The organism is Brevibacillus formosus (genome assembly GCF_003013405.1).
In the GTDB taxonomy this organism is placed as follows: domain Bacteria; phylum Bacillota; class Bacilli; order Brevibacillales; family Brevibacillaceae; genus Brevibacillus; species Brevibacillus formosus.
On sequence record NZ_PXZL01000004.1, the window covers coordinates 238449 to 260508 of the forward strand.

General features: G+C 43.6%; 21 protein-coding genes and 3 pseudogenes. 1 reads left to right on the forward strand and 23 read right to left on the reverse strand.

The features are described 5' to 3' along the window. Positions 1–145 precede the first annotated feature (145 nt). Entirely contained in the window at positions 146–880 is a 735-nt protein-coding gene (locus tag C7R91_RS05675; protein WP_047071508.1) for a 4'-phosphopantetheinyl transferase family protein, read from the reverse strand. Positions 881–884: 4 nt separating this feature from the next. Further along, positions 885–1664, reverse strand: coding sequence for a thioesterase II family protein (locus tag C7R91_RS05680; protein WP_047071506.1), 780 nt, complete (start codon positions 1662–1664; stop codon positions 885–887). 444 nt (positions 1665–2108) lie between these two features. Between C7R91_RS05680 and C7R91_RS05685 the strand changes: the two genes are divergently transcribed. Beyond that, the gene (locus C7R91_RS05685; protein ID WP_047071504.1) at positions 2109–2717 is read left to right on the forward strand and encodes an MptD family putative ECF transporter S component; all 609 of its coding nucleotides are present in this window, start codon (positions 2109–2111) and stop codon (positions 2715–2717) included. Between the two features lie 82 nt (positions 2718–2799). Here the strand turns inward: C7R91_RS05685 and C7R91_RS05690 are convergent, their stop codons facing one another. From C7R91_RS05690 to C7R91_RS05785, 21 genes and pseudogenes are all read right to left on the reverse strand, one after another. Continuing rightward, the gene (locus C7R91_RS05690; RefSeq protein WP_047071503.1) at positions 2800–3075 is read right to left on the reverse strand and encodes a hypothetical protein; all 276 of its coding nucleotides are present in this window, start codon (positions 3073–3075) and stop codon (positions 2800–2802) included. 39 nt (positions 3076–3114) lie between these two features. Next, positions 3115–3396: a hypothetical protein gene (locus C7R91_RS05695; protein ID WP_083995119.1), complete on the reverse strand. Its 282-nt coding sequence runs from the start codon at positions 3394–3396 to the stop codon at positions 3115–3117. A gap of 26 nt (positions 3397–3422) precedes the next feature. Next, positions 3423–4052 (reverse strand): hypothetical protein, encoded by a 630-nt coding sequence (locus C7R91_RS05700; protein WP_047071501.1) that lies wholly within the window; start codon positions 4050–4052, stop codon positions 3423–3425. Next, positions 4049–4570 carry an imm11 family protein gene (locus C7R91_RS05705; protein WP_047071499.1) on the reverse strand — a complete coding sequence of 174 codons (522 nt, stop codon included), beginning with the start codon at positions 4568–4570 and terminating at the stop codon, positions 4049–4051. The genes C7R91_RS05700 and C7R91_RS05705 overlap by 4 nt, the downstream gene beginning before the upstream one ends. Positions 4571–4585: 15 nt before the next feature. After that, positions 4586–5689: a pentapeptide repeat-containing protein gene (locus tag C7R91_RS05710; RefSeq protein WP_047071497.1), complete on the reverse strand. Its 1104-nt coding sequence runs from the start codon at positions 5687–5689 to the stop codon at positions 4586–4588. 18 nt (positions 5690–5707) lie between these two features. Next, positions 5708–7183, reverse strand: coding sequence for a contractile injection system protein, VgrG/Pvc8 family (locus C7R91_RS05715; RefSeq protein WP_047071496.1), 1476 nt, complete (start codon positions 7181–7183; stop codon positions 5708–5710). Between the two features lie 238 nt (positions 7184–7421). Continuing rightward, positions 7422–7661 carry a DUF7660 family protein gene (locus C7R91_RS05720; RefSeq protein ID WP_047071494.1) on the reverse strand — a complete coding sequence of 80 codons (240 nt, stop codon included), beginning with the start codon at positions 7659–7661 and terminating at the stop codon, positions 7422–7424. 180 nt (positions 7662–7841) lie between these two features. Then, complete coding sequence (locus C7R91_RS05725) at positions 7842–8537, reverse strand: hypothetical protein (protein ID WP_047071493.1); 696 nt, start codon at positions 8535–8537, stop codon at positions 7842–7844. Between the two features lie 474 nt (positions 8538–9011). Further along, positions 9012–9485 carry a hypothetical protein gene (locus tag C7R91_RS05730; protein ID WP_047071491.1) on the reverse strand — a complete coding sequence of 158 codons (474 nt, stop codon included), beginning with the start codon at positions 9483–9485 and terminating at the stop codon, positions 9012–9014. 22 nt (positions 9486–9507) lie between these two features. Further along, the gene (locus C7R91_RS05735; RefSeq protein ID WP_047071490.1) at positions 9508–10008 is read right to left on the reverse strand and encodes an SMI1/KNR4 family protein; all 501 of its coding nucleotides are present in this window, start codon (positions 10006–10008) and stop codon (positions 9508–9510) included. 835 nt (positions 10009–10843) lie between these two features. Beyond that, on the reverse strand, positions 10844–11356 hold the full coding sequence (locus C7R91_RS05740; protein ID WP_047071488.1) for a hypothetical protein: 513 nt from the start codon (positions 11354–11356) through the stop codon (positions 10844–10846). An 18-nt stretch (positions 11357–11374) separates the two neighbouring features. Then, positions 11375–11920 (reverse strand): hypothetical protein, encoded by a 546-nt coding sequence (locus C7R91_RS05745; protein ID WP_141336864.1) that lies wholly within the window; start codon positions 11918–11920, stop codon positions 11375–11377. Positions 11921–12246: 326 nt separating this feature from the next. Further along, entirely contained in the window at positions 12247–12666 is a 420-nt protein-coding gene (locus C7R91_RS05750) for a hypothetical protein (RefSeq protein WP_047071485.1), read from the reverse strand. A 9-nt stretch (positions 12667–12675) separates the two neighbouring features. Then, positions 12676–13269 (reverse strand): annotated as a pseudogene (locus tag C7R91_RS05755) (RHS repeat-associated core domain-containing protein); the annotation flags it as partial. A gap of 269 nt (positions 13270–13538) precedes the next feature. Then, entirely contained in the window at positions 13539–13985 is a 447-nt protein-coding gene (locus tag C7R91_RS05760; protein ID WP_047071483.1) for a hypothetical protein, read from the reverse strand. Continuing rightward, the gene (locus C7R91_RS05765) at positions 13986–16187 is read right to left on the reverse strand and encodes an RHS repeat-associated core domain-containing protein (protein WP_488175171.1); all 2202 of its coding nucleotides are present in this window, start codon (positions 16185–16187) and stop codon (positions 13986–13988) included. A gap of 36 nt (positions 16188–16223) precedes the next feature. Continuing rightward, a pseudogene (locus C7R91_RS30025) lies at positions 16224–16595 on the reverse strand (hypothetical protein); the annotation flags it as partial. A 196-nt stretch (positions 16596–16791) separates the two neighbouring features. Continuing rightward, positions 16792–17245: pseudogene (locus C7R91_RS05770) on the reverse strand (DUF6630 family protein). 22 nt (positions 17246–17267) lie between these two features. After that, positions 17268–18179, reverse strand: coding sequence for a hypothetical protein (locus C7R91_RS05775; RefSeq protein WP_236697926.1), 912 nt, complete (start codon positions 18177–18179; stop codon positions 17268–17270). A 353-nt stretch (positions 18180–18532) separates the two neighbouring features. Next, positions 18533–19321 carry an Imm47 family immunity protein gene (gene imm47, locus C7R91_RS05780; protein WP_047071481.1) on the reverse strand — a complete coding sequence of 263 codons (789 nt, stop codon included), beginning with the start codon at positions 19319–19321 and terminating at the stop codon, positions 18533–18535. Between the two features lie 16 nt (positions 19322–19337). After that, entirely contained in the window at positions 19338–22055 is a 2718-nt protein-coding gene (locus C7R91_RS05785) for a contractile injection system protein, VgrG/Pvc8 family (RefSeq protein WP_169769791.1), read from the reverse strand. Between the last annotated feature and the right edge of the window lie 5 nt (positions 22056–22060).

Below are 22060 nucleotides of genomic sequence, written 5' to 3' on the forward strand. Positions count from 1 at the left end.
AAAATAGGGTAGATTTTCTTCCGTTTTCTCACGATTTCTTCGTTTCTCACGGTAAGATTTCCATATTCTTACACACTTATATAACTCCATTAAACCCGATAAAGTTTATCAGTATAATAGAAGATTCTCGTTTCAACACTCCGGTTTACGGTCTTCCAGTCCCGATTGCAACTGCTCCCGCGTAGCCTCTGACAGGCGTAAACCCGTAAACTTTCCACTCCCCGCTCCTGACTCCATCTACGTTTACCGTGAAGCTGCCATCTTGTTTTTCCATGAAAAAAGAATCGAGAGGACGGCTCAGGCCCTCCCCAGTCGCTTTGACAAAAGCCTCCTTGCGTGTCCAGCAATCAAAAAAGGCCTGTTGCCGCTCATTAGAAGATAAACGCAAGATTTGCTCTCGCTCCACAGGATGAAAGTAGCTCATGAGCTGTTCCATTTCCGGGATGTGTCGCAAATGCTCCACGTCAACGCCGAGAAGGCGAACGCGTGAAAAAGCGACCGCCACAAGCTCATGCGAATGCGACAGATTGAAAAAAAGTGCTTCGGAATCACTGCTCGGTCCACATAAAAACGGTTTCCCGTTCGAATTGCACTCCCATTGAACCGCGCGAGGAGAAATCCCTTGGTACCGCCCAGTCATCCTTCTCAGCAGTCCATGTGCGACAACATAGCGCTTCCTATCTGCGTGGAAATGAAATCGCGCCCGTTTATCGAGTTCTTCGGCAGACAGATCACCTTCCAGCTCCTGCATCCTGTGTTCCCATGCTTGCACAGACGTCAGCCAAATATGTACTACCCCTTTTGCCAGTTTCAACGAAGACGATTCCTCCAGAGCTGATTTTGTCCCCTCAGACAAGTGGGTTATTCGCACCTGCTGCATCCCTTTAGCGCTCCCCTTTTCCTGCTATTGTACTCCGGTAATGTCCGATCATTTTGGTTACAGATTGCAGGAGCACGTCTTTGTTTGTCGTCAGGAAAAAATGTCCGCCGTCTATCATTTCCAACGTAAATCCGGCACTTGTATGGCTAGCCCAAGCCTCCATTTCTTCCTGCGTGGCTTCCTGATCCTCTGTCCCGCAATACGCAGCAATCGGGCAATCAAGCCGAGGCTCCTCGGCAAACACATAGGTTTCGTCGAGGGTAAAATCCGCACGCAACAACGGCATGAACAACTGCATGAGCTCCTTGCTTTGCAGGATTGCCTCTGGTGTCCCGGAAAAGCGTCGCAGCGCTGCGACAAATTCATCTTCAGGCAAATGGTAAATAGGCTTCGGCTCCGGGAAGTGTGGAGCTCGTCCTCCTGAAACGATGAGGCCAAGCGGAAGACGCCCCCATTTGCTCCGTACGGTACGTGCCAGCTCAAAGGCAATTCGAGTCCCCATACTGTGACCGAAAAATAGAAACGGGCGATCCAAATACGGATGAATCACTTGGGCCAGCTCTTCCACCAGCGCTCCCATATCTGAGTACGCTCGCTCGGCAATTCTGTTTTCCCTCCCTGGCAGCTGAACCGGGTAAACACCGACATCACTGGGAAAAGCCTGTGCCCATCCCCTGTAAATCGAGGCCCCTCCCCCTGCGTAAGGAAAACAAAACAGGCGAACGCTGTCTTTTGCTTGCGGCTGAGCAAGCAGCCATGATTTCGCTATCGTATCCATGCTCATATGTACTCCTCCCTTTCGTCTTACTTAGGCGCTTTGATACAACGTACATGATAATGATTCTCATGCGCCGTTGCCAAATACATACAACCCCCTCCTTTTCCGTTTTCTGGTATATATCCGCGATTATCCCTGATTATCTCCTCCTACGTTCACCAGATTGATTATTTCGCAGATCCTCCAACCTGTAATATTTTGGCGATTGCTCAAGAAAAACGGAAAAATACGGAGATAACAGGCGAAAAGGCTCGAAAAATATCCCAAAATATTGAAATTCGGGCTTTTTTTATTTTGACAACGATTCTCATTATCAATATTGTGTTCTTATACTGACAACCGTGCGTACTACTAGGGAAACTGTTTTCCAGCATTCCTGCAAAAGGGGGATCGCAAGTAGAGAGAGTTATTCAAGCAGATCAGCTACTTATGTCTGAGGGAGGATGTTACATGCAAGCCCAAACATCATTAGCTGCCCAAAGCGGCAGATGGACTATGCGGGATATTATTACGCTCGCGATCTTTAACGTCGTCATGCTGATACTGATGACGATTGCCCCGATTATTACCGTTGTTTCTCACTTACTGGTTGGCGGCTTTACTGCGCTACTCAACGGTCCGATTTATATGGTCATGTCCAATAAAATCGCCAAGCCCGGAACTCTATTTTTTACAGCCGTCTTGACCGGATTGTATTTTGTCGGTTTTGGCTACGCGAATTACTTACTTACCTTAGCTGTTATCGGACTCATCTGCGAATTGATCCTATGGGGAAAAGGCTCTTATCTGAATCCTGTACGCAATGCGATCAGCTACTCTGTTTTTTATGTCGGCTATTCGCTTTGCGGGGTTGTCCCGCTTATTTTCTTCCGCGAATCGTATCTCGCGACCTTGGAAAAAAGCTATACACCCGAGCAGCTTTCTGCGATGCTCTATTACTTTGAAACCCCCAGCATGATTCTCATCATGTGCTCAATTTCGTTTGTCGGTGGATTGCTCGGCTGCTATTTCGGCAATCTGTTGATGAAAAAGCACGTCAAAAAAGCAAAGCTGGTGTAATGCTCTGCGTAAAAAAACAAGGCATATTCCTCCTCGGTGATTCGAGTTGGAATATGCCTGATTGACGTCTTAGTATCGTCCCTTATTGCCCTTCCATGCCGATTAAAATAAACGTGATAATTGCGGCTATCGTACCAAAGACGAAATATAAACCAAAAAGAATGGCCATTAACAACAAGCCAGCTTTTGCCCAGTTTTTACGATTCAGATTCCCATCTGAACCAAAAGCCCAGACAAATAACAAAACAATATTCGCGATCGGAATCATCATGAACAACGAGACGATTATCCAATCTTTCATCGTCATGACCTTTTCGTTTTCCGCTACGCTTCCTTCCACATACGTTTGGTGATCCATTCTATACCCTCCACATTTTTTGCCAATCCACCGTTCTCACTATTGTTCAACCGATGCTCCAATGAATGCCAAGATCAAAATAAAAAAGAATACGCATAAGTACAATCCGATGCAAACGCCCATAATCAGCAAGTTCGCTTTTGCCCAGTTCTTCCTGTTTAGATTGCCTTCACTGCCAAATGCCCAAACAAAATACATCACGAGATTGACCACGGGCACCATCATAATTAAAAAAGTAATCAGCCATTCCTTGACCGACATGACCCGCTCATTTTCTGGCACGCTCACTTGCCATTGCTGTTGATGTTGCTGCTGTTCCAATTGGAAACCTCCCTGTTCTGTCTTGATCAAATGTTCTCTACCCGCAGCGTGCGAATCAACGCATGGGCCAAAGGCTGCCACACGAGCACTTCCTCAGACTCAAAATGAAAGCTCCCGAGTAATGCCCGCCCGTTTACTGATGTCGCGAACAAAATTTGATAGTAGGTTTTGTCCTCGACCGGAATGATGAATTCGCTGCAGGCAACTCGGTATCCATTCAGCTCGATAAGCTCATGATGTACGACCTGCAAGCCTGCCTGCGCCTTTTTGACTTGTGCTGTCATCGCCTGCACAAACGGTTCCACGCCGCTCATCGGCAACTGATGTGCCATATGATTCATGCCGAGCATGACTGCACTCTCTTCTTCTTTAAAGGAGATTTGCTCGTGCTGATGATTCCCTGGGCTATTTGACCCACGTCCCCTCGGCATGAGCTGCATCGAACGGGGCAGCTGAATTCCCAGCTGCCCGTCAAAGAGTACATTCTCCGCGAATTCGAATCTGCGTCCTTCGTACTCCAAGTAGCCTTTTCGCACGCCATCCAAACACTCCGCAAGCGTCAATTGCACCTGCTGTTCTTCCATTTCAGCGAGTTGACGCCGTGTCTGGATGCTGTTCCATACATCCAAAATCTTTTCATCCCAGTAGATCGTCATAGCTCCCTCCGCAGTGCCTGCTCTACTTTTTGCAAAACAAATCCGTTCAAGCCTCTGCGTAGGAAGCTTTCCGCAGCATCCAGACTCACCACGATATACGGCTCCAAAATCCCTTGAACCTTGAAGAAATGATGTACCTTTATCTTATCGGTATCTAATACAAGCCTCTTTACCGTTCCATTCAAATGAAACGCAGTCTCCATGGAAAGGCAATCTACAACAGGTACTTGCATGGCCCAGTAGACATTTCGCAGATTGGTTTCGCTGTCGATCAAATCGACGCGCTTCCATTGTATGCTCGGATTGTATTTGGCAGTAATAGTTTTCATCCGCTCCGAAATCATCGGCAGTGGCTTTTCCAACCAATCTATGTAGGCATGAGCTCCATCCGTGTTGACCTCAAGAACGGATATCGGCGGGAGTTGCTCGAAGGTGTTTTCCTTTTGCAGCCCCAGACCCGATGGTACGACCTTTTGAGCCATTCGACCGTCATCTGCTAGCAAATAATAATCGCGCATGTCATCCCGCCTCCTTTATTCCGTTTTCCACTCAATCTGCTGCATCTGTGTTTCACTCAATGCAAAGCGCTCACGATCCTTCTCGAAAAAAACGGCATTCCGCATATTTGCTCCATGAAAATTCGCATGATACAGACGAGAATGGCGAAAATCCGCTCCTTCCAAATCAGCATATGCAAATTGGACGCCGAGTAAGCCCGGTACACGATGCAGCTCGTCCGCACTGACTCCCTGGCCCTCGACATAAGAGAAGATGGCTCCGCTCAAGTCAGCATGACGAAAATCGGCATCACAAAGAAGCGAATGGCTGAAATCGGTGCGTTGAAGCTTGCTTTTTACCCACCGTGTTCCGAATAGGACACACTCACGGAACTGACTGTCTGTAAAATTACTGCCACTAAAATCACAATAGCGCAAATCCAGTGCATCTACATTGCTTCGCGGCAAATCCATGTGGGCGAACGTTTCATGGGTGCAAAATGTTCCTTTTGGTTGCCCAAGCAGGCTTCTGCTCTCCTTCTCATCCCGCTTGATTCGCTCTTCTACGTACACCACTTCACTGATGTCTTTGAATTCGCCCACTCGTATGTGCAGACGATCCGCTTTCCTGATCTGTTGGTACTCGGGCAGCTTAATGACCTCCGGAATCGCCACTCGGGCAAGCGCTGTGACAAACTGACAGAAAAGCTCCATTTCCTTTAGCACCATAAACTCGACATCAGCAGCGTGTATGGTCCCCATGTACATTTTTCGGCGTTCGTCCAGTAGCGAAATGAGCTTGGAAGCCTCTCGCAATGCCCATGCTGCATCGTACCGTGCATAGCATTCCACTGGCTCCCAGTACCATTGCTCCGTATAAGCCTCCATCAAAAATGTGTGTGTGCCATCCAATACGGTTGTCCGAAGCAATGAATAGTGAATAAAACCGACAGGGGGAAGCTCCTTGTTGTTCTGCATGAACTCAATATGCAGAAGCATTTGCCGAAAAGACTCCACGAACTCCCGGACGAGCTGATCCTTGTTTTGCTGGAAATAACGCTCGAGTGCCGCTACGGTTTCAGCCAATGCTGGCCGGAAGGTGTCATCGTGCAGATGCTGGAGCGCTTCCTCTTTCTTCATGGATGCAAATGCCCCCCTCTAGTTCATCTTGATTTCCGAACCTTTCAGCTCGATCTTGTCTTCCAGTTTGATCGTATTTCCTTTTCCACTCAGCTCTATTTTATCCGCACTAATATGAAGAGAAGCAGCTGATAGCTTCATGTCCTTATCCGCCGTTATATTCACGTTCTGGCTACTCTTGATATCGATTCCACTCGTATCACTGATCGTGATCGACATATCTCCTGTCGTGATCACAATTTTGTCAGGAGCCAGCACGATTTCCTTGCCATATTTGGTACGAAACGTCTTTACAGCAGGGTCCTTCATCCGGTCTCCCCCGCCACCTCCACCCCCACCTGCATTGCTTTTCGGTGCGGCTTTCTTTTTGGGAGCTGGCTTGTCGTCGTCTGGGATTTCCTTGAGAACTGAGCTGATCGCAATACCGTCCTCTTCTTTTTTGCTCGGGAAATAAATCCGAATCTGGTCGTTCAGCTCTGGCATGACATACCATCCGGTTTGATCCTCGGAGGCATAAATGGTGGAGTAAGGGAACCAATATGCCGTGCTCTGATCCTGCTGATCATCCATGTCCAGCTTGGCCCGCACATTGTCCTTCTGGACTTGCAGCACCCGTCCCTGAATGGATGCCCCGATGATGGCATGGTTATACTGCTTTTTACGCGCCAGACCTAGGCGTGGATAAAGCTTGTATGTGTGCGTGACAATGCCTTCCTTCATCTCCGTGACCGCTTCTCCAACGACAAGCGGTCTGGACTTGAAGTTCACCTCATTGCCGACCTCCAGCACTCGTTCGCTCTGTACTTCATAAACGGTATAGTCCTGGTCATCGATTCCCGGAACCTTGTTCTCCGCATCACTCTGGTAATCCCCGACACGCTTATGCACCGTATAATGACTAACGGCAAGCTTTCCTTTATCTTGACCTTTTGGCAAACCGAAATAAAACTTGGGAATGTCAAAAGCCGTTGTCGGGATCAAGCCTGTATAAAAACGCGATGCCATCCTCTTCAGAAACTGCCAATCGGTTTCCTCATACTGCATCACAAAAGTATTCAACGCTTTGCCATTCGTAACAGAGTCAATAAAGTCAGCTTTTCCGTACCCGGACAGCACCGTTTTCACGAGCCCCGCATAGGTCATCGCCGGGTTTTGAAACGAACGCTTTCTCGTTTTGACATCCAACAAATACGTATGAGAAACAGCCTCAAGCGACAAGTAATAAATACCGCGAACCGCTTTGACATGGACGCGCAAGACGATACCCTGGAACCATGTTTTCGGCTTGCCCGATTCATCCGCCAGTGCCACGCTGATCAGTGTTTGGGCATTTGTCTGGTTCACGTAGCTATCTTTTCGCTCTTCAGAAATGATCCCCGTGAGCGTTAGGCGTGCATGCTCGTTCATCTTTTTCACGACTTTGATCGTTTGCAAATGCGTAAACTCATAGGGCGAAACTTGTATATCTCCATAAGTGAGTGTTCGATTGCTCATGGTATCCCCTCCCTGCCAGATGAACCCCCATCCTCCCATGCTCCTAGGGAAATGGATTCACCCTTCCAAATAAGACCATTATTTTACACACAATCTTACAATCGGTATTTTTTGGTATTTTATGAATGGGTCATTAGTCCTGAATGATATGATTTTGAGGCATGGAGAGGGGCTTCGCACCTATGATAACCCTTATATCGTCAAAAGCCCTTGAATTTGGTTCAAGAGCTTTTCCTATTTACTCATAACGGCTTCCTGCAATTAAAATGGTAGCAAACAAATTCCAGTCTACACCTTCAAGATCAGCTAACATATTATCACAATCCTCAATCCATGACTCCATCCCACTTAGGAACTCTTCAAGTGATATATTCGCCCACTCTTTTTTATTTTGCTGATAATCCTTAATCAAATGAGAAATGAATTGAACCATATCCTCTCTACTCTCAACCGTACCCGCTCTCTCTAGAATATCCATGCGAAACTCCTCCTGCCCCTATGTATTTATCTTCCATTTTAGTATAGATGTTTTAAAGGAATTTGACGAATTGGGGAATGAAAAAAGCCCGCTGGCGTGCAACGGGCTTTCTGTCTCTTATGTGAGGGGGAACATCTGTCTAGTCAATAACAGGATTCGGGCTATTCTCGTAGACGTTCCTTATTGAATAATCTCGGAAATCGCTTGCTTTTGCTCCAAAATCTCGCTTTGTACCTCGATCAATTCTTTCAACTGATCAGCAGCCTCTTGCAAGGATGCAGCTGCTTGCTCCTTGTCTCCGGCCTGGAATGCTTCTTTTGCTTCTTTCACTGTGTTCTTCTCATTTGCTTTCAGTTCTTTTGCTTGCTCTTTGTTCTCTTTCTTTTCCGTGCGGATTGGTTTCAAATGTTGGTTCATCTCTTTGAAGGACGCTTTTTTCTCTTTGACTTGGGTCAATTCTGTTTGGATATGCGCCAGTTTTTCTTCGATGGCGATGTGGTTTGCGGCGATTTCTGCCTTGATGCTCGCTACCTTTTCTTTATTCTTTGCTTTCTTCGCTTCTTTCAGTTCAGCAGACAGCGATTTGTTTGCTTCGCGCAGTGGCTTCGTTTCTTCCAGAGCACTTTTTACCTTTTCACGTACTTCTTTCGTCACATCGCCCCAAAGAACATCCCATGCCTGTTGGTTGATGTGCGATTGTGCTTTCAGTTTATCTTGCAGAGCTTTTTGTTCTACTTGCAATGCTTTTAGTGATTGAACTTCAGGCAGGCTGCTCCACCCTGCTCCTTTTCCTTCTTTCTCCGCCGCAAAAGCTCCTACCGCACTCGTTGCCAACAAGCTTGCTGCGATTACAGATACGGAAAGCATTTTTTTCATGTGTGAACACTCCCTGTCTCCTATTGTTTCTTGCAAATAAATCGTACCGTACGAGCGTCAGGAATGTTCGGGATAACCTCGTGAAAAGTAAGGGGAAAGTGTGGGATTTGGGAAAACGCAAAAAGCCCAGGAATGGCCTGGGTCTATCTGATTGCCACTCGTTGAAAACTATTTGATATAACCGTTCTTGGTGTAATCTACTTCCACTTGCAGAATGACATCATGTTCTACTTTTATGATGACCCAAAAGTCTTTTCCACAACAGGGACAGCACACATATCCTTCCCCTGTTGCGTTTCCTCCCGATGGTCTTTTTTGGTGAGGGGGCTTACACTGCCCAGATGCTCATCTGATTTCATCACCAAGGTTGTAGGAATCTAGATTCATATAGCCCATTTTAAATTCTGCTTCTGTACGCTCGATTACGCCACATCTGGGACATTTTTCTTTTATGATGAGCAGATTATACATGTTTTAGCTCTCATCATTCGATTTCATTTTCAAAACAACAATATTTCCTGCGTTTTCAAAACAAGAAGCATGGTACAATCCTTCCAAAATATGCTCTTTATGAAATTCCCCAACAAATATGCGATCTTCATTCTTTTCATCATGAGCGTATCGAACAAGGATTACTGTGGCATTCTGCACATGCTTGTTTTGCATGAACAATTGAATATTCCGGCTGAAACTTAAAATCTCAACTGGAACTTTCTCTCTTACCAACCACTCGTCAAACTCTCCAATGAATTCTTGATTCACCATTTCAAAAACGCTTGAATGAAGAAAATGTCTCAGATGCGCTATCTTCTTGGGTAAAATTTTATCTTTCGGTAACACTTTGAAATGATTGGTAACTTCAAATTCTTTCAAAGATGCAGCAACATCAGCTTCATTATCGGAATCAAATGAAATGAACTGTGTACAATCAAAGCTTACATATGACATAGCCTCACCTCATACTGCTCGTTTAAAATGATGAAAAGTTTACGCTATTCTTCATGATTTTATCTAAAAACTGATCAAACGAAGATGCAATTTGTTCAGCTTCTTCAAATTCAGGTTCATAGCCGCATACGATTGAACCAAATTCACTCCCGAGATCTATTGCATAATAGGCATAACCATTTCTTACAGATAAAGCTATGGGCAAATACCTGTCCCAAAATTTTGTAATCTCTTGCTTCCACGAGTCATCGTCGCACGCCGATTCTAAACTTATTTTCTTAAACTCATCCCAACTAAACGCTAGTTCTACTTCTCGGTTATAATCGTTTACACATAGAAACCAAGATTTTTCGTCTGCTGCTACACAAGTATCTACCCGTTTAAGAAATTGATCAAATTGTTCTGGTATTACTGGATATCGATTAGCGATTTCATTCGTCAATGTTAGTTCACGATCGATCCGTTTTTTAACTTCCCATCCTTTTTCTTCAGCCCAAGTGAGAAATTCTATTATTTTTTCCATCAGGCTATTCCCCCTGATCCAATTTTTTCTTTTCATGATATGAATTACTCTTCTTTGTAAGCTAATCATCTTTACTATGTGTAGTATTTTTAATTGTTCTTGTTTCTCTTGTAATCGTTAACTTTTGGAGATTTATCACCTGATCTGGCCCTTGTTTTACAACTTTGGTAATTGGGACCTTACCGTTCGGGGTGTCAAATGACTTGTTTATTGATTATTATGCAGAATTTACCATTTTAGGGTTAACCTCAATTATGTATCCCCACAGATAACGTCCCGGTCGAGTAAATGCTTTAGCCCGGGAGTGTAATACGGTACCCGCATGTAATACAAACCATTCGGGTCGGCTATTACTCCATCGAGACGATTATAACTAAACGGCTACTTGTGCCATCTCTCGTTCTTTTCCGCTTAATATCCTCGGATAATGTCCGTCCTTATGGTCAACTAACTGGTCAAAGCTCTTAGCCCTCTCGAGTAACATCCCGATATCTGTTGCTACCTATAAGAGCATCTCAACTCTGCCGCCTGTTACCGTAACTCTCGTACTCCTAGCAATAGTCAATGACATCCTCGTAACCGATAACACTGTGCTCATGCCTGAGTAATTAAACCTACTTTATTCTGCACTTGTTTTAGCCATATGCTTTTCTTCTTTCATCTTGGATATGAAAAAAGCTCATTCCTTCTAAATGTTCAAGTTGGAATAAGCTTTCTAAGTTTATTAAGTTTAGTGTATGGTTTGAGGACTTTATTGTACTGCCTTTGTTGTTATTTAATAGAGATTTAGAATAAATCCATGTGCCTAAAAACTATTATCCGAGATCAATAAATTTTACCATTCTACCTCCTTCCATTCAAAAGAATATGCTAACACATCAATGCAAGAATCATGTCCACGCAATACCCAATGCTTTACTCTAGGGGATATGAAACCAAAAGTTTCTTTTAGGTTCGATTCAACAACTTCATAAAATCCTGGATTTGGGCAAATATCGGTTTTGTTCCACTCATCACCTATAGACAAACCTCCATAATAGTAAGGGTCAAATATGCTGAAATCATATCTCTCATAACCATCCATTTTTCCATATATATTAAAAAGACATATTGGAGTAAATTTAATTTCGATGATTACACTTCCAGCTTTATTATATTCTTCGTCTGGTATGTCACCTCCGTATTTCAACTCTAGGTTAGCAATAACCTTATCATAGTGTTTAGTATTATATCCGCACATAACTTGTACACTTACTTCGCGATTTTCATGACCAATAAAACTAGCAAAATCATGAGATGGACTTATCATCCATGGCACCTTAACAGGTACAACTTTCATTTTGATCATATATTTACCTCCGCATCTCTATGGAAGTCTTACAATATCTAGTATTTCCAAATTGTTCGGTCCAACAGTTACTGGAATTGCTCTCCCAGGCATATTAAATGTCTCACCACGATACTTTATTGGTTTATTTTCCAACAAGCTTGGATCCAATCGATTTAAAACCTCTTGGCTAGGTATTATTTCTTTTGTTTTAGTTGGTTTTAATCCTGCCATACTTAATACTGCAAGAGTTCTATTACATTCAGCTACTTTTTTTCCACTGTTAGGGTCAATGAAATATTTAACTTCAAATTGATCAGGATGTAATTTACCAGACTCCAAATCTGCCGCTACATCTGCCAATTTCCGTCCCTCAATATAATCTGGTGCACCACTGTTAATTCTAAATGTATCGGATATACGCCTTTGTCCGAAGAGTATTTCCTGAGTATCACCTGTCCCCTTTTTCGCAGGTGCCCATTTCCCTGTTTTATTATTGTAATCATAGGTTCTTTGTTGCTTACGTTTATAATATCCACCATAAGCATCAATACCCGTCTCTTCTTTACACTTCATCAACCCCAACGGATCAATGAACCCAATCGGATCGGTCTTGACTCCATCGCGGGCGTTATATGTTTCATCCTGCCTTCGCGCGCTTCCAGTTCCCCGTACAATCCTTAGGTATAAAGGTCGGTGACTCGACCATGCTCATCGGCCAACAAGGTCGTACTACCGCGCGTATCCGCATGATAGGACAAATAATTTTTTATTGGTTAGATGTGGTTAATTCTTTCGTCAACAGCCGTTCAAAAAATGAAACCTTGAAAGGCAAGCAGCCAATCAAGGTTCTGGATATTTCCACTCAAAACTATAGATTACCATTTCATTTTGGACAAGAATATCTAATCCTAATCCCATTCATTAAGTGGAAATTTTAGTAACTCATTACTGCATTTTGGGCATTCTTGTTTCGAAAAATCCCTTGTCCAAATCCTACAATAAATACACCTTTTGCCGTATAATTCCGGGTGTTGTTTATTGTCCTCATCCGCTTCTGGTTCCAGTATAGCAAATACTTTTTGTCTGGTTTTTTCATATAAATGACTAACTTCAGGAGAAATATCATACGAATCAGTTGTTGGTTCCCATTCACACCCCTCTATTATTTGTACTGGTCTATCCAAATCTTCTTCTAATCTATCAAAGGATGTTCTAGGCCATTCATCAGTATGAAAAATATCTTTCTCAATTTTGTACCAATCTTCCCAACTTGATATTTTTTCTAAATCACTATTTAATTTGTTTGTATCAATATTAATATTGAACATTATATTCACCTACCTTGGTGTTGGTGGTTTCATAGTTCCTTCATTAGGAAGCCCGTTATTTCTTAGTCTTTTTGTAAGGTCTCTAAAACTATCAATATCTTTTTCAATTCTCACCTTAATCTTTTCCGCTTTAGTTTCTAACGCAACATACAAACGGCTATTCCCATCTCTAGCTACAAGTTGACCTTTTACATTTACTACACTGATTGGTGGGAAATTCTTCACCTGTTCTGGTCCTTGCTGTATAGCTTTCTTAATTGGAATCTTACCATTCGGAGTATCAAAAGATCTGTTTATTGAAATTTGTGCAAAATTTACATCTTTAGGGTTAACCTCAATTACATCATCATCAGATTTACGAGGTGCCCATTTTCCAGTCTTATTCTTATAATCATTGATTCTTTGTTGCTTTCTTCCGTAGTATCCGCCATGCGCAATTTCGTCATGCCTTTGTGAAATATTCGGGAGTTTCGAACACTTCATCAACCCCAACGGATCAATAAACCCAATCGGATCCCCATTCACATAAGCAAACCGGTTAAACGTCTGTCCGTCCGTCATGTCCCCTTGGAGCACGTCTCCGTTCAGGAACCGCTTCAACCACGGATAATACCGCGAAAAGTTCTAGACCATATCTAACTGTATTCTTTTAGGTCCTTTACGGAGAAAACCATATGAAAAAAACCTTGAAAGGCGTGGAGCCAGTCAAGGTTGTAAGACATTACTCATCTATCCATTTTTCAAATCCGTAAGCCAACAGTTTTTCTCTTACCATGTTTAATTCTTGCTCACTAAGTTACATTGTTGATACTGATTTGTGAATATCATAAAAGGAGATTACAACTACTTTCCCAGTTACAAAAGAAATAACCTCAGCTAAGGCTTTTTAATATTTCATATGCTTCACCAGAAATTCTAACGTGATCTGAATAAATAATTATCTGATCAATTGTATTAATTGCAAATTGCCAATTAACACTGCTTGATTGGCTAGTGCACTTTTCTAGTAACTGTTGATATAAATAGTCTTTTATTATTTCTCCGAGTAATTCCTTATGGTCTTTAAATATGTTGTTAAAATCAGGATACCCGATCTCATACAGTCCTATCGAATCTAAATAATTCGTTAGTTTATCATCTTCTTTTGTTTCATCAACAAATTTATTATAAGAATCTTCGACCGCCCCCTTAAATTCGTCGTGCGATAAAAATAGATCATAATGAATAGCTTCCCTATCCATCAACTTTTGTCCATATCCCATATCACGAAAAGTAATTAAATCCTTTGAAACAATAGAATTTCCTAACCTACACTCCATTTAAATTAAACCTCCTGGAGGAATAATTATTATTTTCCCATCTGATTTTACTGTAATAGAACCCGACGGTTTTATAGACATATCTCCTCTTGAATCTGGAAAGAGACGTTGGCCGGTTCTTTGAAAAAACTCTTCTGGACTTTCAATCTTAGGTATATTAGGCGTAGAATTACCGGGGACAATTATAGTTTTCTCTATTGGAAGTCCACCTTCCACCTTATCCGCCTTTTTGAGTAACTTACTCGCCTGGCTAGGTGTTAGATTGTCAAAGCCCACATCGAGATCACTAGTTTCTGAATAGTTTCCTCTTATTCTGCTGCCACCGAAAACAACTGATGAATCACGTGAATAAGCTCCCTCTAAAAGGATTTGCCCTTGTCCACGATGAAAACCAGGAATGTTATTTTCAAGCCAATCGAGTTGTTCATCAACACCATTTGTTGTTAATTCTCTCCGCCCATTATTATTTTTCTCGTCAGGACATTTCATCAACCCCAACGGATCAATGAACCCAATCGGATCCCCATTGACATAAGCAAAACGGTTAAACGTCTGCCCGTCCGTCATATCCCCTTGGAGCACATCTCGGTTCAGGAACCGCTTCAATCCCGGATGGTAATACCGCGCCCGCATGTAGTACAAGCCATTCGGATCGGTCATGACTCCATCTCGGCCGTTATAGCAAAACGGCTGTTTCGTCCTGCCCTCGTGTACTTCCAGTTCCCCATACAATCCGTAGGTATAACGGTCAGTGACTCGACCATGCTCGTCGGTCATCAGGGTCGTGCTGCCTCGCGTATCCGCGTGATAGGACAAATAATCGCCTTGGGCATCCTCACGACCAATAAGCCCCAGTCCATATACATAATACGCTTTGGCTGCTCCATTTTCCTCCAGTTCCATAAGAACCTGAGTCAGGTCAGCGTTTTGGTCGACCACATACCGTGTCGTCTTTCCATTCCAAGTCATGGAGGTACGGACGTATTCGGCATCATAGGTGTAGCGAGCTTGTCCGGCACGGACGAGACGATTGCGGGCATCGTATGCATACGTTTCTGACTGTTGCTTGCCCGGGAGCAGCAGAAGGTTACCGTCCTCATCATACTGAACGGGTTGACCATCTACGGTGTCCAGTCGGTTGTCCTTGGCGTACGTCATCGTCGTAGCAAGACTCGAACCTGAATCCCCAATTGCGGTAATATTCCCGCCCTGGTCATAGGTATAGAGAATCTTGCGTCCAGCCATAGCTCCGCTCGTCAGGCGCCGCAGGGCATCATAGGTGTACTGCTTTTCTTCCTCTTGGATGATCTGCCCGAGCTCGTTGTACACAAACCGATATTGCTGGAGCATGACGCCTTGCGCATTTTGATCCCAAAGACGCAAAAGCTGTCCGGCTGTGTCATAGTGACGTTGCTCTACCGTACCGTTCGGTCGCTCTGTACGGATGAGGCGGTAATTTTCATCGTACGTGTACCTTGTGACACGACCTGCCCAGTCTGTGACCGTGGTCAATTGACCTGCGAGATCGTAGGTATAGCGAACCGACTTGCCGTCTGGATAGACGAGCGTTGCCAGTCTGCCTCCCGCATCGTAGGTGTACTGGAGCGTATTCCCATACTGATCTGTACTGGAGACGATTCGACCCAAAAGATCGTAGTTGCGGCGCTTGGTATCTTTTCCGTCCTCCGTGACACTTACCACGCGACCCTCGGCGTCGAAAGTCCTGCGAACAGTACCCGCTTCGTCTTGCTGCTCAATGAGCTGTCCGGCTGCATCGTAGCGGTAGTGCGTTTCCTGACCGCGTGCATTTGTCTTGTCGGTCAGCCATCCGCGCTTGTCATAGCGGTAGGTCGTTCCTTCTCCGGTAGCATTGCGTTCAGCTAAAAGCAAACCACTGGCATCGTAGGAGAGGGTGGTGGCATTGCCATTGGCATCCGTATAGCTCGTTAGGCGGCCTTCTCCGTCGTATTGCTGCTTGTAAACGGCTGCTTCATTTTCCAATACCTCTGTCAGACGTGCGGCTGCATCATAGGAGAACTTGGTTTTCTGTCCAGCCGCATTCGTTGTGGCAATAACTTGATGGAGCTTGTTAAATTGGTATTGGGTTGATCGTCCGAGTCCGTCTATATGAGCAAGAATGTTTCCTGCGCCATCATAGGTGAGCCCGCTCACCTTCTGTCCGGTTGCATCATAGACAGCCATTAAGCGCCCGGCAGCATCGTATTCATAGCGCTGGGTGTTCCCCAAAGGATCGGTGACAGACGTCACTCTGCCCATGGCATCGCGTTCGAGGCTGGTTTTCGCCCCGGTTGGGTCTACGACACCAACGATCTGCCATTCCTTGTCATACTCATAACGAGTGGTTTCACCATATGCATTCGTTATGGATTCTACTTTTTCTGTAATCGTGTACCCGATCTTCGTCGATGCTCCGCTAGCCGTAGTCTCCTCTACTCGACAATCCTGTGTATCGTAGGTGAAGGAATGCATCCTTCCGAGAGGATCTATGATACCTACAAGATTATCGTTGGCATCGAATACCTGACGCAGCGAACCCCCAAAAGCATCTGTAAAGGTTGTCATCCTGCCTGTAGGGTCGAAGCCAACACGGAAGTTTTGCTGATGGTGTAACTAGCGTCTATCAGTTGGGCTGGAAAGAAAAGTTACAATAAAACAGGTCAATCATGTTAGTAATGCACATGATTGACCTATCTACCAATACTAGAATAGTATTCTTTTGTATTAAAATCCTCGTCTTCACGTAGTCACTGCCTCTTTTGAATCATGGATCAGCAGTTTCCTTATCTTAGGAATAATACTTTATATATCTTTCTTTTAAAGGAATTCTTTCGTCAGCAAGTAGCTCTACTTCCAGTAATCTTGTTTTATTCTCCAGCCGGGCGATGAATAATGCATAAAAGTCACCAGAGGTCGGATAAGTAAATAATCCAAATCCCCTTTGTGATAGTATCCTGTTTGCTTCCCTTATCTTTTCAGGTACATATTCATACTCAAAATTTCCGAGCTCTTCAAGTTCTTCTTGTGAAGCTAATTCATTTTGAAGATTGAATTCATAATCCAGAATATAGTTGACGATCTCCATACTGCTCACCTTTATAATCAAGAAACAAAAATTTCTTTGTGGACAGTCCATATTTTAATAAGCTTTCGTGTAAGTCCAGCTCTTCATGATCACTAATAAATTCTTCTAAATCTTTGCTATCTGGGAATATCAGCTGTGCTATACCTTGACCATACATATTGACTTCCCCCGTATATTATTTATCGAAACAATACACCATGTTTGTTCGGGATATATTCTGGGTAATTCTTACGATAAAAATTATCTATCTGGAGCAACAAAGGGTCCCATTCAGGGTATGGTTCAGGGTCTCCAAACACCATCTTCGCTTCTGGGGTATTCAGCAATAGATCTTCAAATTGTTTCGGGACATACAAATCCATTTGTTTCCTCACATAAAGCAAGAACAAAATTTCAAAAGGATAGAATCCATATCTGAAGTCACCAAATTCACCTAGTTGTCCTATTTCTGAGGCTAATTGTGAATGATACAACACCATTTTCCCGACCAAATTTTCGATTTCTTCCGAACTAGGTGTTGACCATCTTTCCAACACTTCACTATAAACATCTAGATCTTCAGGTATTAAACCGCATTGTAGCCCAGCTTTCTTAAACTTTTCTTTAACAGTTAAATGTAATTTTTGATTTGTCCCCATAATTGTTTTATTTCTATATTTCAAGTATAACTCAGGTAAAAACCAAGTATGCTTGTTGTCATCACTTACCTCCATTAAAGGCCCACCGAAATGATCAACAATAAAATCAAATAATATATTTTCTTCTTTCTCCCACCCAAACATCGTGAAATGAATTAAAGATGCTAAAACTCCCTTAAAAGAGTATTCTACTATCATTTGAGGATACCGGATTTTATAAAGATCTTGCCCCATGCACTGATAAAATACTACCATTTGCATGTTTTTTAATCCTTCCGCTTGACTTCCGCCATTAGCCAGCACATCGTTTTTCCATTTTGACAAGTGATATGAATAAATTGAGGCTAAATTTATTAGTAAAATATGATCCTTTTCTACGGTATTGTATTCCACTATATCAGTGATTTCTCTCTTGCTATCATCATATTCCTCTTTTATATCTTCATATCGGATACCATCTGTAAAATTTTCCTAGTATCTTTTATACGCCATTTCTAATTTTTTTGGGTTGAGCATTTTAATTCTCCTTATGGTTACTCGATTTCTTTACTCCAATCTTTTACTTTTAATTCATCTACTCCGAATCCAGTTTTGGTTATCTTAATATCTGTTTCTACTCTAATAAAATCAATTTGAAGTCCGGGATCCTCTTTTTTAAAAATTCCACGAAAAATCTGTATACTTCGAATCGCCACTATCAATTATACTTTTCACATTTTTCATCGCCCAATTTTTGTTAATTACATAGAAAAAAGCACACCCTTGTTTTCATTCCAGGGTGTGGCTGATTAATATTTTTATTTTGTCTATTGTATCTTATGCCCGTAAAAATATTTACTTCCTTTTTCCCATTTCATTGACGCTATTTGTTTTACATATTCAATGATCTGACCAGCTATCTCATCATCTACTTTAGTATAGTAATCTGCAGGACATTTAATTCCGCTCCAAATAGATAACAAGGATGGGATAGTATCATCTTTCAATTCACTATTATTGGACCTTGCAATCATGGTTTCTTCAATAAGTACTTTCGTCAAGTGGCCGGGAAAAGCTAACTCACCATTATAGTAATATTTTTCCAGATTTTTATCTTTGCAAAAAGTAATAAATTCATTTCCTAACTCATCCGCTGAACATATTTCATAGGTAGCTTTATCATAGCCTATCATACTGCCGATTTTAAAAGAAATATCTTCACCTATTTCAGTATCTTCCCATATAGATAACAGCCCTAATAGGTATGGAATAATTTGATATGATAATGATTCTTCTGCAAAAGAAACGAATACAGATACTATTTCTTGTTCTGCATCAATCAAGAAATTGTTAATTTTTTCAAAATCATCTGGCGTAGCTACCGAAAAGAATAGTCTGATTGCTACATTTAACAGATCCCTGTTTTCACTTGTATGTATCAAATCAAGTAGTTGAGTTTTTTGCGAAAAATCACCCCGTTTAAAGGCATTAATAAGTTCAAGTAATACTACCGATTCTGCATCACCTAAACCTATACACTCCTTTATTTCATTTTCCATCCCATCATTTTTATCTCTATACCAAATATCACTAACTAATTTATCCAAGATCTCCAAAGTCGCCCCTCCTCATTCATTCTGTTCTTAGTCCAACACTTCTCTGATATTCCAAAACCTTATTCTGATAAGTCGTAGCCCGTGTATGCCTTTCGTTTAATCCAAATCTATAATTCACTCCATCTCTAACAATTTTGCCTTCTGGATCCTCAGTTATCTTCGCAAATTTAAAATCTTTATTCTTAGTGTAACCATTCTCAGGGTTGGCATATTCCTCTATTTGTTCTTTAGTTAATTTTGTTCTGCTAATAGTAGATTCACCTGTATGCACAATGTTACTATCAACATTTTTCCCTCCAAAAGCCAATCCCTGAACATGATGCCCCTTCTTCAACTTCTTTCTATTACTAAGTTTATTATACTCTGCCCTGGCTTTTTTGAGTTCTTTCCCCTGCACAATAGTACATATATCTGGATCACAGTAAAACTCTGGGTCTTCCTCATACAATCGTTTACCTTCATCATAATGGGGACCAAAAATTTCTTTACCTTTTGGTTGATTACCACCTTCACCCGTCTCCTCAGTCTTCGGTGGTTTCTCACCCTCAGGCGGCTTCTGATTCGGCTTCTGGCCATTCGGTCCCCCATATGTTTCGCGCCACTTCAGTTGGTACTCCGTAGGGGCAAGCTCTACTACATCCTTTCTATTCGAGAATTTTGTTGGAAACCCTTCCGCCAATTGTAACTGAGGCCCTAAACTATCCGCTAAATTCTGCAATCCTTCTTGCATATCATCGCGCAGCTTCCTAGCCTTTTGCTTGAGCTGTTCTTTCATCTGTGTTGCCTTGTTGATGACAGCATCTTTTGCGGCCATGACGCTAGCGTACAACTGCTCCTTGATTCGCTGGACGGCTTGCACCACATCTATCTCGTCTAGTGTTTTGCGGGCTGCCGTCCAGACCTTCCCGACGGTGCTTTCGACGGTATTTGCTACCGTCTTCACTACATCCGCCGCTGAGTCTGCTACCTCGAGCACTTTCTGTCCCGCTTTCGTTCCTTTTAGTGCTTTATGCGCCTTTGCTCCCAGCTTAGCTCCGGTTGCCGCCCAGCCTGCAAAAGGGATACACGCTGCCAGAGATAGCGCTGCTCCTGCATAGTCTCCTCGTGCGAGCGAGATTCCCGCATTCGCTAAGTCCGCTATTTCTCCCAGACCTGGAATGAGCCCCACAACATCCAGTGCTAACTGTACACCATCCAGAAATCCACCCCAGCCAGACTCTTCCTCTTCCTGCTGCTCCTCTTCCTCTTCTTCCTCCTCCTGCGGCAAATCCTCCACAACCACAGGCGCCTTCGTCAGCCCGACCATCTCAATCTTCGGCGCTTGGAGATCCACTTCCCCGTCCAAAATCATGCTGCTGGTGCTGCACATGAGGTAGATCGCTTCCTTGGCCTTGATCTCAACCTTGGTATCTGACGTAATCTCCATATCCTTTTCCGAAGAAAAAACGATGGGATGCATGCTGTGAATCTCGATGCCGTCCTCTTCATGAAGCTTGATAAAAATGTTGCCTTCCTTGCTCTCCTTGGCAGTAAGAACGAGCTCCTTGCCGCCCATCATCAGCTCTTTGCCAAAGTTGGTTCCCCAGTACTTGATGCCGGGATTGCCTGTCTTCGGGGTGCTGCCTCCTCCTTTGCGCACGGAGCTGACCGCCATGGCGCCTTCTTCGTCTGGCGTGGAGAAGTACAGCTTGACGGAGTCGCCCATTTGCGGCATGCAGTGAAAGCCGCTGTTGCCTTCTGCGGAGTAGACCGTGGAATACGGAAACCAGCTCGCCTCTGCCTTAGGCTGCTTCGGATCGATGTCGAGGTGAATTTTGACGGTATCCTTCTGGATGTCGATGATCTTGCCTTCCAGGGCAGCACCGCAGATGTCGTCGTTGCGAATAGGGTTTTGACGGATGCCTGCTTCGGGCATGAGCTGATAGGTGTGAATCAGAAGGGCATGCTCGATTCTCGTGGTAGACCCGGCGACGACCAGCTCTTTGCCCTGGTAGTTCACGCGGTCTCCGAGCTGGAGGACCTGCCCGCTTTCTACTTCATAGGTGAGAAAATCGTTTTCCGACATACCTGACGCATAGCCGTTTTCTGTCGTTTCCATATAGGGAGATAGCCTTTTGCTGATGGTGTAGCTGGCGTCTGTCAGTTGAGCAGTACGTCCCTCTGGCAAGCCGAACCAGAACTTGGGCGTATCCGCGACAGCCTCAGCAACGAGAATGGAGCCGAAGCGGGAGGCCAGCCGCTTTAAAAACTGCCAATCTGTTTCCTGATACTGGATGGCAATGGTCCCAAGCGGCGCTCCGTTCGAAGCATGGTCCAAATAATCCGAGCCGGGATAGTCCTTTGTGATTTCATCCAGCAGACTGGCATACGTCATTTGTTTATGCTGAAAAGAACGCATTTTGCGCTGTCCGTCCATGCGCTGTGTGTGCGAGACCGCTTCCAGCTCCAAATGGTACACACCTCGAACGAAGTTCACACTGACGGAATCCACGAGTCCTTTGAACAGTGTCTTTGTAAGCGAACCGTTTTCCACCAAATTCAGCGCGACTGTATCCTCACTCGTCGCCATCTCAATGCAACGGTCGCTTTTTTCCTCCGGGATGATTGCGGTGACGAACAATCTGGCGTGCTCATTAACTTTCTTCACGATTCTGACATCTTGCAGGCTTTGGATTTCAAAGGGCGAGACCAACTGGATGTTCTCGTATCCAGCCAGCTTCTCTGTCGTATCCATACAAT